Here is a 13,418-nt window from a genome sequence, read left to right as displayed (position 1 = left end):
GAGCGATCGCTTCGGGATCGTCGTGGTCGGTGCGCAGCCGACACAGTGCGCCGCCCATCACCTCATCTCACCCAACCGGTTCCATGACGAAAGGCACGATCATCACCACGACAACGTCCTTCCCCGCAGGCTTCCTCTGGGGTGCTTCGACCGCCGCCCATCAGATCGAAGGGAACAACACCAACAGTGACTTCTGGTCGCGGGAGAACGAAGCGGGAACGATCCTCCCCGAACGATCCGGCGATGCGTGTGACTCCTACCACCGTTGGCGTGACGACCTCGACATCGTTGCTTCTCTCGGGCTGAACTCCTATCGCTTCTCTCTCGAGTGGAGCCGGATAGTGCCGTCGATCGGCGCGGTCTCGAATGCCGAGCTCGCTCACTACCGACGGATGATCGACGGATGCCTCGAGCGTGGGCTCACGCCCGCGGTGACTCTGCACCACTTCACCAACCCGCGGTGGTTCTCCGATCTCGGCGGCTGGCGTAGCGCCGAGAACATAGCGCACTTCGAGGAGTACGTTGCCGCTGCGGCAACCATCCTCGAAGGAGTCGAGTGGGTGTGCACCTTCAACGAACCGAACATGCTCGCGATGATCGCCGCGATGTTCGATGCAGGTGAGCGCGAAGAGCTGGTTGCCGGAGCGATGCCGCCTCCCGACCGGACGACCACTGAAGTGACGATCGAGGCCCACCATCGCGCAAGGGTGCTTCTCGCCGAGCGTACCGACGCCAAGGTGGGATGGACGATCGCAAACCAGAACTTCCAGGCTGAGCCGGGTGCCGAAGAGGTTGCGCGCGCGTGGGGGTGGCCGCGCGAAGACATCTTCATCGACGCTGCGCGTGGCGACGACTTCATCGGCGTGCAGGCGTACACTCGCGTGCGCATCGGCCCGGACGGCGCGCTGCCCGCGCCCGACGACGCCGAGCGCACTCTCACGGGCTGGGAGTACTACCCGACGGCGGCCGCCGAAGCGGTGGAGCACACGGCGCGGCTACTGCCCGACGTTCCGATCGTCGTCACCGAGAACGGTATCGCCACCGATGACGACGACCGTCGCATCGACTACACGAGTCGCTCGTTGGGAGCGCTGCGGGAAGTCATGAAGTCGGGTGTCGACCTTCGCGGGTACTTCCACTGGAGCCTCCTCGACAACTACGAATGGGGCAGCTATGCACCGCGGTTCGGACTCGTGGCGGTCGATCGAACCTCATTCGAGCGCACCGTGAAGCCGAGCGGGGCATGGTATGGGTCGGTGGCCGCCGCGAACGGCGCCACGCTATGACCCTTGCGGAGCCAGCGATTCCCGGGTTCCAGCCCGACCTGCTGTGTCTGCGTCCAGTGGTGTAGACGACCTTGAGGCACTGGCGAGTCAGGCGACGCGCAGGAGGCGTTCAGACTCTCGTAGAGCGTCATCCCACGAAGTCGCCGAGATGGCGAACACGTCGGTGAAGTGAGTGGAATCCATGATGAACGGACGGTCCCATTGATAGCGGGTTGCGCGGAGTTCGCGCATCAGGGGGACGACGAGTCCCGCCGTCCATAGCAGCGGATAGGGAATCGAGAGCAGTCTTGGTAGGGGTTCATGCGCGATGGTTGAGAATCGGGTCGCTACCTGACGTAGGGAAAGCGGCTCCGGAGATGGTACGTGCCAGGCCTGGCCCCATGCATCCGGTTCCGACGCGACGGTCACCAAGGCGCGCGCAACGTCGCTTGCTGAGGTGAACGTGTGCGGCTGGTCAAGCGGGACTGGAACGATTGCGGGTCGGTGAGCGAGGATCTGCTTCGCGACGGCGAGACTGAATATTCCTGTGCCCTGGAGAATGTCGCTGCTGCGGACCTCGGAAACGCGAACCCGTCCGGATTGATGGGCTTCGAGCGCATCACGCCACATGTCTGCGCGCAACCGAAGCTTTGCGGGCGCATCGGCGCCCACCAAGGGCGTCTGCTCCGTCATCGGCTCCCGGCCGGGCGCGTATCCGTACAGGGTGGCCGCTGACACGAGAACGGCATCCGCCCGTTCGGCCGCAGAGAGCAGTGAGGCGTGGAGGGGTGGCCAGTCGGTCAACCATCGGTTGTAGGGCGGGTTCGCGCAGTTGTAGATCACGTCTGCATCGCGGGACAGCCTCGCGAGGGTTTGGATGTCTGCTGCGTCGGCCGCCACGGCCTCGACTGCAGGATGATTCGCACGTGCGCCTCGCCGCGTGACCATGCGCACGCTCTCGCCACGCTGTGCCAGCAGGTCTGCCGTGGCGATGCCACTCGCACCTGCTCCAACAACCAGATGAACTCCCATGCCCTCACTATAGTGGAGCAACCATTCCACTTACCCGTGGAGTCCGAATCAGCGTTCGTCGTCGGTGCCCCCGCGCGCATCCAACGAGCGACTGACCAGAACGAGGCGGATCGGCGCCGACGGGGCCCGACACGGCGTGGTTCAAGCGGGCATGACGATCCGGCTGAAGCTATCCTGTTGTCGGATGAACACGACATCGAGCCCGCGCCGCGTTCGCGGGCCGTACCGCAGGAGCCGCGCGACCCAGGAAGCCATTTTGGACGCCGCGCTCGCCGAGTTCGCCCAGAACGGCTTCCGAAAGGGTTCGATGAAGACGGTCGCCGAGAAGATCGGCATGAGTGAAGCCGGCATGCTCCACCATTTCCCCAGCAAAAACGCCCTCCTTGCCGCCGTGCTCAAGCGCAACGACGACCTGTCGGGTGCTCTCGACGTTGAGTCCATGGGTGGACGACGCGTCCTCGAGGAGTTCATCGCGCGTGTCGGCGAGAATGCCACCCGTCCGGGTGTGACGCAGCTCTACTGCGTGCTCTCCGCTGAAGCGTCCGACCCCGATCATCCTGCGCGGGACTTCTTCGTCGAGCGCTACCGGATTCTGCGAGGGGTCGCTCGGGAGGCGCTTGCGGACATGCGTCGCTCGGGTGAGTTGCGCGAAGGTGTAACCCCTGAATCGGGCTCGATCGCCTTCGTCGCAATGATGGACGGCGTCCAGCTGCAGTGGCTCATTGAGAAGGGCGAGATCGACATGCAGGGCGAGATGCTGGACTACTACCGTCGCAACCTGCTCGCCGAGCATCTCGACGTTCCTGCCGTCGCCGCGTCGGAGCCAACGACGCACGCGTAGTCCCGATCGATGTCCGTTGGCGCCGCGACCTGTGCCCACCCTGCGATGAGGTAGGCCTCGTCGACATGTCAGTCTCCCGCGTTCCGGGCGACGTCACTCGAAATGATCTGCTTCTGCGCGCGCTCGAGGATGTCGATGATCGACACCACCTCCGCGTGCGGATGTACTGGGGACTCGAGCAGACCCTGCTCGACGAAGAACGCGAACGCCGACGCTTCGCATGCGAGAGCCTCATACGGTTCGTCGGCGAACTCCTGATCCTCCCAATGAGCCGTGGTCGCCCCGGAGCCGGGGGCGACGAGCGTCAGGCGAAGCGCGGTCGGACGGAGGAATTCGGGTCCGATCTCGAGGCGGCCACGCGTTCCGCAGACCGTGGCAACCACCGGTGACCACGACTTCAGGGACGTCTGCGCGATCGCAACCGCTCTCGGGTAACCGAGCGACACGATTGCCTGGTCGTCGACACCGCTGTCGGCGAGCGAGCCGATCGCCGAGACACTCGTGGGAGCCCCGAGGACGGACGAGATGAAGGACACCGGGTACACACCGGCGTCGAACAGGGCACCGCCGGCGAGCGCCGGATCGAAGAGCCGGTGCGCGGGCATGAAGGGGATGCTGAACCCGAAGTCTGCCGAAACCATCGTCACGTCACCGAGGGTGCCGTCCTCGAGCAGCTGCCGCAGGCTATCGGCCTGCGGGAGGTAGCGGGTCCACATCGCCTCCATCGCGAGGACGCCGCGATCGCGTGCGGCGGCGAACACCCGCGCCGCGTCGGCCGGTGTCGTCGTGAACGGCTTCTCAACGAGCACGTGCTTGCCCGCCGCGATCGCGAGCAGCGCCTGCTCGGCGTGGACGCTGTGGGGCGATGCGATGTACACGGCGTCGACCTCGGGATCGACGACCAACTCGTCATACGAGCCGTAGGCGCGGGGAACGCCGTGCTCGTGGGCGAACCCCCGCGCGCGCTCCGCGGATCGGGACCCGATGGCCATGACCCGATGATCCGTGCGCGCGGCGAGGGCGCGGACGAATCGCGCGGCGATGCCGCCCGGCGCGACGATACCCCAGCGTAGACGCGCCGCTGTGGGCCACGGTCTCGGCCGCGGAAGGGTCGATGGCATCATCCGTCTCTGCTCCTCCACGCGCAGCTGCTCTGAGTGCGCCTGCAAAAATATAGCAGGCGCTACAGTTTCACTTGCCGCGTGGCGATTTCAGGCGACGACGGGTGATTCGGGCAAGAGGGTGGCGAGAGAGTGGCGCATCCGTTCGACCATGTCGAAGCGGTCATCGATCAGCCATTGCAGCTGGAGTCCGTCCCAAAGAGCGATCACCGCATCGGCCAGGAACGCCGCGTCCCGACTCGGATCGATCCGTCCAACGCGCTGATCTTCACGCACTGTCTCGATCATGACGGCGCGGAGTCGCTCGTAGCGAAGGACGAACCACTCATGGGCGGGATGGTCCGCAGCCGACGCCTCAGCGGCGATGATCGCGAGCATTCGCAGGAGCTCGGGGCGATCCAGGTTGCGGATGACCAGTGCGACCACCCAGCTGGTGAACCCGGGGCGCGTGGCGAATTCCTCGCCCTGGCGATCCGTCTCCTCGAGGACGGCTTCGAGGAGGTCGACCTTGCTCGGAAAGTGATGCGTGACTGCCGTGAGGCTCATGTCGATCTCGCGGGCGATCTCGCGTAGTGAGCCGCCGTGATAGCCCTTCGCCGCGAAGACTCGGATTGCCGCTTCGACGATCTCCGCCTGCCGGAGGCGCGACTTCGCATAGGGCCCTCGACGTGCTCGCGAGACCGTCTCCGTCATGCGCCTACTGTACTCGGTGCTGCGAAAGTATTGCAGCTGCAATATTTCTACGTTAGTGTCGGCGCGTGGTTCCAATCCACCTGCTCAAAGAGGAGATCCAATGCACAGCCGCAAGATCATCGCCGCCTTGGCCGCGACAGCCGCGTTCGCCCTGCTGCTCACCGGATGCGGGCGAGCAGACACCGGCGTCAACACCGATACAGCATCCGACGTCGTCATCGACGACAGCCCGGCGACCGGAACCATCGAGGTTTGGGCGATGGGCACGGAAGGGGAGCTGCTGGAACAGCTCACCGCCCAGTTCGAAGAAGCCAATCCGGATGCGACCGTCAACGTCACGGCGGTGCCGTGGAGCGACTACATGACGAAGATCCAGACGGCTGTCGCATCCGGTCAGACCCCGGACGCCACCATGGTCGGCACCACCGACCTCGCCGCGGCGGTCGACGCGGGAGCCTTGGCGCCCGTCCCCGACGACCTCATCGACTACGACGAGTTCTTCGCCGGCGCTGCACAGGGGACCGAAGTCGCTCGCACGAGGTATGCCGTTCCGTGGTACGTCGAAACGCGCGTGCTGTTCTACCGCGGCGACCTCGCGGAGGAAGCCGGTCTCGAGCCGCCGACCACGTGGGAGGAGCAGACTGAGTTCTTCGGCGCGCTGCAGGGGAACGGCTCGGAGTGGGGTACGACCTTGTTCACCGGCGCACCGAACAGCTATCAGTTCGTTCTTCCGTACCTGTGGCAGGCCGGCGCAGAGATCATCAACGAGGACGGCACTGAGTGGACCTTCGACACTCCGGAGGCGGAGGAAGGTCTCGCGTATTACCAGTCGCTCATCACGGATGGGTACGCGGATGCCAACGGTCCGGTCAACATCGGTGAGATCGAGCCCGACATCGTCAACGGCAGCGTCGCGTCGATCGTGTCCGGACCGTGGGAGTCGAGCCTGCTCGTCGCCGCCGGCGGCGAGGACTTCTACAACGACCAGATTTCGGTCGCTCCGCTCCCTTCGGGCCCCGCGGGCAACGTGAGCTGGGTCGGCGGCGCCGGTCTCGGCGTGTTCGCGGACGCCGAGAATCCTGAGGGCGCCTGGAAGCTCCTTCGCTGGTTGTCGGAGCCCGAGGTGCAGCAGCAGTGGTTCGACATCTCGTTCGACCTCCCATCGGTCGCTTCGGCGTGGGACTACCCGGCCATCGCCGACAACCCCATGTACGCCGTGATGCGCGAGCAGATGGACAACACCAACACCCCGCCCGCCGTCACCACTTGGCCCCAGGTCTACGCCGCGTTCGACGCGCAGATCGAGCGAGTCGCCGCAGGAACGGCTACGCCGGCCGAGGCGCTCGCCGCGCTTCAGGCAGAGGCGGAGTCGATCGGAACCGGCAACTGACGTGACTGCCACCACCCTGGCCCTGGCGGAGACGCTCACCGAGCGTCCCCGCCAGGGGCGACCCCCGCGCCGCGTGCGACGCACCCTGATGGCATGGAGCTTCGCGCTGCCGTTCGTCGTGCTGTTCCTCGTCTTCGGTGCCGGTCCGGTCCTGGCGTCCCTCGCGTTCAGCTTCAGCGACCTGCGAGCCCGCGACGTCCGATCGCCCTTCTCGGTCAACTTCGTCGGCCTCGAGAACTACATCGACATCTTCTCCGACGCCACCTTCGTGCGCGCGATCGGCAACACCATCTACTTCGTGGTGATCGGCATCCCGCTCACGATGGCGTTGGGACTGCTCGTGGCCGTCGGCCTGAACGCCGGCATCAACAAGCTGAAGGGCGTGTTCCGCGTCAGCTACTTCGCCCCGTTCGTAACGAGCATCATCGCCGTTGCCGTGGTGTGGCGCTACCTGTACCAGGAAGACGGCCTGCTCAACGCCCTGCTCGGGGTCGTCGGCATCCCCGGCCCCGACTGGCTCAACGACCCCGCGTGGGCGATGCCGGCGCTCATCATCATGGCTGTGTGGCGCAACATCGGGCTTCCGATGGTGATCTTCCTCGCGGGACTGCAGAACATCCCCAAGGAGCTCTACGAGGCGGGCGAGGTCGACGGAGCGCGGGGCTTCACGGCGTTCCGCACGATCACCCTTCCGCTCCTGCGTCCCACGACCCTCGTCGTCGCCGTGCTGTTGAGCATCGGCTACCTCCAGTTCTTCGAGGAGCCGTTCGTCATGACCAACGGCGGCCCGCTCGACGCGACCGTCTCGATCGGCCTGTACGCCTATGAGCAGTTCGGCTTCGGAAACTACGGCGTCGCGTCCGCAGCGTCGTACGTGCTCGTGATCTTCATCGTGGCGCTCGGACTCCTTCAATTCCGACTCTTCCGTTCAAGGACCTGATATGGCTGCCCTCATCGTCGCCGGAGCGACACAGCCCACTCGGCGCCGAGCCCCGATCCGCGTCAGCAGACTCGTGACCTATGGCGTCCTCATCGTCGGCGCGGTGCTCATGCTCCTCCCGTTCATCTGGATGCTGCTGGGCTCCTTCAAGGACAATGCGGAGATCATCGCCAACTCCACAGCATGGCTTCCGCAGGTGTGGACATTCGAGAACTACGCCCGACTCATCGGCGGTCTGAATTTCACGACGGCGTTCGCGAACAGCGTCATCGTCGCGGGGGCATGCGTGCTCGGCAACCTGGTCTTCTGCTCGATGGCCGGTTACGCACTCGCGAAGATCGACTTCGCGGGCCGGAATGCATTGTTCGTGCTCGTGCTCGGGATGCTCATGATTCCGGCGATCGCCACCTTCGTTCCGCTGTTCGTTCTGGTCACCAATCTCGGCTTGAGCAACTCGCTGCCCGGCATGATCCTGCCCTATCTGGTCACTCCGCTCGGCGTGTTCCTGATGCGTCAGTTCATCGGCGAGCTGCCTGACTCGCTGCTGGAAGCGGCGCGCCTCGACGGCGCCGGCGAGTGGCGTATCTTCGCGCAGATCGTGCTCCCGCTGTCCAAGCCGCCGCTCGCGACGCTCGCGATCCTCACGTTCCTCGCACAGTGGAACAACTTCCTGTGGCCGCTCGTCGTCGCTCAGACCGAGGATCGCTACACCCTTCCGGTCGCCCTCGCGCTCTACTCCGTCGGCCAGAACGGCACCAACTACGGCCTGCTGCTTGCCGGTGCCGTGATCGTGGTCGTGCCGATCCTGGCACTGTTCCTGTTCCTCCAACGCCAGTTCATCGAGGGCGTCGCCTCGACCGGCATCAAGTGACACCCGAAGGAGCTGACGACGTGGGCATCACCACAGTCCTCACCAACGTGGCCGACACCGCACGGTCGGTCGATTCTGCTTCGGTCCTTCTTCGAGTTCGAGCCGCTGGGCGAGCTCGCCTACCTGCTTCCGACACGATGACGAATGAGACCATGACGCCGACGACCTCTACCCACTTCCCCGCGGGTTTCCTGTGGGGGGCTTCGACCGCCGCGCACCAGACCGAAGGGGGGAACACGAACAGCGACTTCTGGGCGAAAGAGGTCGTCGAGGGTTCGATCCTCCCCGAGCGCTCGGGCGATGCGTGCGACTCCTACCATCGATGGCGCGAGGACCTCGACCTCGCCGTCGGTCTTGGCTTGAACTCGTATCGCTTCTCCCTCGAGTGGAGCCGCATCGTCCCGACCCCCGGTGCCGTGTCGCTCGCCGAGTTGGCGCACTACCGCCGGATGATCGATGGGTGTCTCGTGCGAGGCCTCCAGCCGGTCGTCACCCTGCATCACTTCACCAACCCCCGGTGGTTCGCCGATCTCGGCGGCTGGCGGCGGGCCGACAACATCGCGCACTTCGAGGCGTACGTCGCGGCAGCATCTACGATCCTCGAGGGCGTCGAGTGGGTGTGCACCTTCAATGAGCCCAACATGCTCGCGATGATCGCGACGATGTTCGACGACGGGCAGCGCGAGGAGCTCGTCGCCGGCGCCTTGCCACCGCCCGACCCCGCGATCACCGACGTGACCATCGCGGCCCACCATCGTGCGCGGGCCCTGCTCGCCGAGCACACCGACGCGAAGATCGGCTGGACGGTCGCGAACCAGAACTTCCAGGCCGAGCCGGGTGCCGAGGATATCGCCCGCGAATGGGGTTGGCCGCGCGAAGACGTCTTCATCGACGCCGCCCGAGGCGACGACTTCATCGGCGTCCAGGCCTACACCCGGGTCAGGATCGGCGCCGACGGAGCGCTGGCCGCGCCCGATGGTTCCGAGCTGACGCTCACGGGATGGGAGTACTACCCGAATGCCGCAGCGGAGGCCGTGAGGCACACCGCGCAACTGCTGCCCGGCATGCCGATCGTGGTGACTGAAAACGGCATCGCGACCGACGACGATGATCAGCGAATCGACTACACGAGTCGATCGCTCCGTGCCCTCGCCGACGTCGCCGGATCCGGCGTCGACCTGCGCGGGTACTTCCACTGGAGTCTGCTCGACAACTACGAGTGGGGTAGCTACGCTCCCCATTTCGGACTCGTGCAGGTCGACCGTACGACGTTCGCCCGCACCATCAAGCCGAGTGGATCGTGGTACGGCGCCGTGGCGTCCGCGAACGGCGCCACGCTGTGAGCGCGGCCCAGCCGGTCATCCCAGGCTTCTATCCGGACCCATCGATCTGCCGGGTCGGCGACACCTACTATCTCGCCAGTTCGAGCTTCGAGTACCGCCCTGCCGTACCCATCCATGAGAGCCAGGATCTCGTCGACTGGACGTTCGTCGGCAACGCGATCACGACATCGTCACAACTCGCCGACTCCGACGGCACGGGAAGCACCGGTGTGTTCGCCCCCACGCTGCGCCATCATGACGGCCTGTTCTGGCTCATCACGACCGACGTCGTGGACGGCACCCCCGAGCAGACTCTCCAGCATGCCGAGGATGTGCGCGGCCCGTGGTCAGCACCGGTCCGCACCCGGGGGGCGGGCGGAATCGATCCGGACATCTCCTGGGACGGTGCGGACTGCTATCTGACCTGGTCGCACTTCGATGCCGCGGGTTCGGAGATCCGCCAGGCACGGGTGGATCCGTACACCGCCGAGCTGTTGGAGGAGCCACGGCTCCTCTGGAGCGGCACAGGACTGGCCTTTCCCGAGGGACCGCACATCTTCTTCCGCGAGGGATGGTGGTACCTCCTGATCGCCGAAGGCGGGACGGAGCGCGGTCACTGCGTAAGCATCGCCCGCGGGCCGTCGCCACGCGGACCGTTCGCGGGCGCACCGCAGAACCCGATCTTCTCGCACCGAAGCCTGCCGACCCCAGTGCAGAACGTCGGCCATGCCGATCTGGTCGAGTGCTCCGACGGCTCCTGGGCGATGGCGTATCTCGGCGTCCGGCCCCGCGGCACCAGCCCCGGCTTCCACGTCAACGGACGTGAGACCTTCGTCGCCGGAATCGACTGGCGCGACGGTTGGCCGGTCGTCGACGAGGAGCGATTCGTCGCGGCATCCGTCGACACGTCTTTCATCGATGATTTCGCTGCGCCGAAGCTGCACGGCCGATGGATCTCGCCGGGGGTGTTCCCCGACACGTTCGCGCGCGGCACCGAGAACGGCTTGCTGCTCGAATCGCGGGTGCAGTGCACCCTCGGGGTTCGCACCCGCGACGACGCGTGGACCGCTGAGGCCGAGCTCTCGATCGAGGACGGGTCTGCGTCGATGGAGGTGCGAATCGACCGCGATAACGCGTACGGTATCGCCCTCGACGGATCGGATGCGGTCGCGACGATCCGGATCGGTGGGATGACGTGGAGCCTCGGCGCGGCGAAGCTGACCGACAACGTCCACCGTCTGCGGATCAGGGCGCGGTCGACGCGGTCAATCCGCGGCGTCTCGACCGGGCCCGACCGCATCGAGCTCGCAGTGGGCGACGCTCACGACTGGCGGGTGCTCGGCGACCTGGACGGTCGCTATCTGTCCACCGAGGTGACCGGCGGATTCACCGGGCGCATCGTGGGCGTCGCGGTCGAGAACGGTCGCGCAGTCCTGAGACGTTTCTCATACACCACAGGGGAGACCATGCAATGACGACCGCAACACGTGAGACGATCTCCGACGAGCAGCTGATCGACCTCCTCGGCAGACTCGACCTCGAGACCAAGATCGCCCTGATCACCGGACAGGACTTCTGGAGCACCACGGCGGTCGAAGCCATCGGCCTACGAAGCATGGTGCTGTCGGACGGGCCCTCGGGCGTGCGCGGTCCGGTGTGGGACGAGCGGTCACCGTCGCTCAACCTCCCCTCGGCGACCGCGCTGTCGTCGTCGTGGAGCACCGAGGTCGCATCCGAGTACGGGCACGTTTCGGCTGCCGAGGCGCGCCGCAAGGGGGTCGACGTCGTTCTCGGCCCGACCATCAACCTGCACCGCTCGCCACTCGGCGGGCGTCACTTCGAAGCGTTCAGCGAAGATCCGCTGCTCACCGCGGAACTCGCGGCCGCGTACGTGCGAGGCGTGCAGGAGCAGGGCGTCGCGGCCACGCCCAAGCATTACGTCGCGAACGACTTCGAGACCGATCGATTCAACGCCAACACGGTCGTGGGCGGGAGGGCCTTGCGCGAGCTGTACCTCCTGGCGTTCGAGAAAGCCGTGACCGAATCGCATGCCTGGGTGCTGATGAGCGCGTACAACTCGATCAACGGGGTGACGGCTACGGAACACGAGCTCCTCGAGACTCCGCTCAACAGTGAATGGGGATTCGACGGAGTCGTCGTGAGCGATTGGACGGCCGTGCGTTCGCTCGACGCCGCTCGGGCATCCCAGGACCTCGAGATGCCCGGTCCAGTGGGTGCATGGGGTGCGGCGCTCGTGGCTGCCGTGCGTGGGGGCGAGGTCGACGAGGGCGCAATCGACCGAAAGGTGCTGAGAATTCTGCGCCTGGCGGCACGGGTGGGGGCGCTCGAAGGAGCGGCGCCGCGGCGGGTCGACCCGATCGACGGCGTCGCGTTCGCGAGAGAAGCTGAGATCCAGGGCGCGGTCCTGGTCGAGAATCGCGGTGTGCTGCCATGGAGCGCGAGCCCGTCACGCATCGCCGTGATCGGTCACAACGCCACCGCCGCGCGGTCTCAGGGAGGCGGGAGCGCGACCGTAGTGCCGGAGCACGTCATCGCACCTCTCGAAGGCATCACTGCGGCATTTCCGAGCGCACAGATCGACTACGCCATCGGCGCCGTTGTGCAGGAAGGTCTCAGCGACCTTCCTCTCGCAGAACTGACCAACCCGCACTCCGGTGGCCCGGGCGTTCGAGTCCGATTCCTCGATGAGAGCGGTGCCGAGATCTTCGCCGAAGACCGGCTCGCGACATCCTACGTGTGGTTCGGCGGCGATGCGCCGATCGCACGTGCGCGAACGATCGAGATGTCCACTCGCTGGGCGCCGCGAGAGGACGCCCACGTGCGCTTGGGCTTCGCCGGTGTCGGGCACGGCATCGTGACCGTCGACGGTGAGATCATCGTCGACGCGCAGACGCGATCCGTCGGAGACGACCTCGGCGCCGCGCTCCTGGCTCCCCCCAGCCGCTCGGGCGCCGTACCGGCCCCGGCTGGTGTCTCGAGGGACGTCGTCGTCTCGTTCAGCTACGAGCCCCTTCCCGGCGGCCTCGCCGGCGCGATCGGCGTCGCGTTCGGGGTTGAGCCGGATGCATCCGATCCGGAGGCGCTCCTCGAGGAGGCGGAGAACCTCGCCGCGATGGCCGATGCCGTCGTGCTCGTGGTGGGAACGAATAGCCGTGTCGAATCCGAAGGGTACGATCGCGGTGACCTCACGCTGCCCGGTCGGCAGGACGAGCTTGCGCGTCGCGTGCTCGCCGCCAATCCGAAGACGGTCGTGGTCGTCAATTCGGGCTCGCCGGTCGTCATGCCCTGGGCCGATCAGGCCGGCGCCGTGTTGCTCACCTGGTTCGGCGGGCAGGAGTATGGCGCGGCGCTCGGAGACATCCTGAGCGGCGAGGCCGAACCCGGAGGGCGGCTTCCCACGACGTGGCCGCGGGAACAAGGTGACGTACCCGTCATCGACGTGACCCCCGTCGATGGCGATGTGCGATACGACGAGGGCATCCACATCGGCTATCGTGCCTGGTTGCGCGCCGGAGTCGCACCGCGCTATTGGTTCGGTGCGGGCGAAGGCTACACACGGTTCGAGACATCCCGCGCTTCCGCGAGACCTGTCGACGACGGAGTTGCAGTCACCGTGGATATCTCGAACGTCGGTGAGCGTGATGGCAAGCATGTCGTGCAGGTCTATATCGCTCGATCCCAGAGCGCTGTGGATCGACCCGTGCGCTGGCTTGCGGGTTTCGCACGTGTCGACCTCGCTCCGGGGGAGCACGAGCGCGTCGCACTGACCCTTCCGAGGCGGACCTTCGCTCATTGGGACGACGGTTGGAAGGTTGAACCGGGTTGCTACGACGTCCAGGTCTGTGCCGACGCTGCCAACGTCATCGCCGCGGTAGAGGTCATGCTGGATTGACGCTGAGCATGCCACCGTCGCGCATCGGCC

General features: G+C 66.1%; 11 protein-coding genes. 8 read left to right on the top strand and 3 right to left on the bottom strand.

Features of this window, described 5'->3' with window-relative positions; translation table 11 throughout:
* The first annotated feature begins 83 nt into the window (after window positions 1–83).
* Window positions 84–1,286: a glycoside hydrolase family 1 protein gene (locus GLX25_RS16130; RefSeq protein WP_155843511.1), complete on the top strand. Its 1,203-nt coding sequence runs from the start codon at window positions 84–86 to the stop codon at window positions 1,284–1,286.
* Window positions 1,287–1,373: 87 nt separating this feature from the next.
* On the opposite strand, the gene GLX25_RS16125 is transcribed toward GLX25_RS16130, so the two are convergent.
* Window positions 1,374–2,297 (bottom strand): NAD-dependent epimerase/dehydratase family protein, encoded by a 924-nt coding sequence (locus GLX25_RS16125; protein ID WP_155843509.1) that lies wholly within the window; start codon window positions 2,295–2,297, stop codon window positions 1,374–1,376.
* A 184-nt stretch (window positions 2,298–2,481) separates the two neighbouring features.
* Between GLX25_RS16125 and GLX25_RS16120 the strand changes: the two genes are divergently transcribed.
* A complete protein-coding gene (locus tag GLX25_RS16120) occupies window positions 2,482–3,138 on the top strand; it encodes a TetR/AcrR family transcriptional regulator (RefSeq protein ID WP_166548910.1) in 657 nt (218 codons plus the stop codon).
* Between the two features lie 68 nt (window positions 3,139–3,206).
* On the opposite strand, the gene GLX25_RS16115 is transcribed toward GLX25_RS16120, so the two are convergent.
* Complete coding sequence (locus tag GLX25_RS16115; protein ID WP_155843898.1) at window positions 3,207–4,259, bottom strand: Gfo/Idh/MocA family protein; 1,053 nt, start codon at window positions 4,257–4,259, stop codon at window positions 3,207–3,209.
* Between the two features lie 90 nt (window positions 4,260–4,349).
* Window positions 4,350–4,952, bottom strand: coding sequence for a TetR/AcrR family transcriptional regulator (locus tag GLX25_RS16110; RefSeq protein ID WP_155843505.1), 603 nt, complete (start codon window positions 4,950–4,952; stop codon window positions 4,350–4,352).
* Window positions 4,953–5,052: 100 nt separating this feature from the next.
* Here GLX25_RS16110 and GLX25_RS16105 point away from each other — a divergent pair, with 100 nt between their 5' ends.
* The 6 genes from GLX25_RS16105 (at window position 5,053) to GLX25_RS16080 (ending at window position 13,388) form a co-directional block, all read left to right on the top strand.
* A complete protein-coding gene (locus GLX25_RS16105; protein ID WP_155843503.1) occupies window positions 5,053–6,342 on the top strand; it encodes an extracellular solute-binding protein in 1,290 nt (429 codons plus the stop codon).
* Window position 6,343: 1 nt separating this feature from the next.
* Window positions 6,344–7,282, top strand: a complete 939-nt coding sequence (locus tag GLX25_RS16100) for a carbohydrate ABC transporter permease (protein WP_271192397.1) — start codon at window positions 6,344–6,346, stop codon at window positions 7,280–7,282.
* 1 nt (window position 7,283) lies between these two features.
* Window positions 7,284–8,153, top strand: coding sequence for a carbohydrate ABC transporter permease (locus GLX25_RS16095; protein ID WP_155843501.1), 870 nt, complete (start codon window positions 7,284–7,286; stop codon window positions 8,151–8,153).
* Between the two features lie 152 nt (window positions 8,154–8,305).
* Window positions 8,306–9,496 carry a glycoside hydrolase family 1 protein gene (locus tag GLX25_RS16090; RefSeq protein ID WP_155843499.1) on the top strand — a complete coding sequence of 397 codons (1,191 nt, stop codon included), beginning with the start codon at window positions 8,306–8,308 and terminating at the stop codon, window positions 9,494–9,496.
* Window positions 9,493–10,950 (top strand): glycoside hydrolase family 43 protein, encoded by a 1,458-nt coding sequence (locus GLX25_RS16085; protein ID WP_166548909.1) that lies wholly within the window; start codon window positions 9,493–9,495, stop codon window positions 10,948–10,950. The genes GLX25_RS16090 and GLX25_RS16085 overlap by 4 nt, the downstream gene beginning before the upstream one ends.
* Window positions 10,947–13,388 (top strand): beta-glucosidase family protein, encoded by a 2,442-nt coding sequence (locus GLX25_RS16080; protein WP_155843498.1) that lies wholly within the window; start codon window positions 10,947–10,949, stop codon window positions 13,386–13,388. The genes GLX25_RS16085 and GLX25_RS16080 overlap by 4 nt, the downstream gene beginning before the upstream one ends.
* Window positions 13,389–13,418: the final 30 nt, after the last annotated feature.

It is taken from the genome of Agromyces luteolus, assembly GCF_009729855.1.
Lineage (GTDB): Bacteria > Actinomycetota > Actinomycetes > Actinomycetales > Microbacteriaceae > Agromyces > Agromyces luteolus.
Note: the sequence above shows the minus strand (reverse complement) of the source record. Positions and strands in the feature narration are given on the sequence as shown.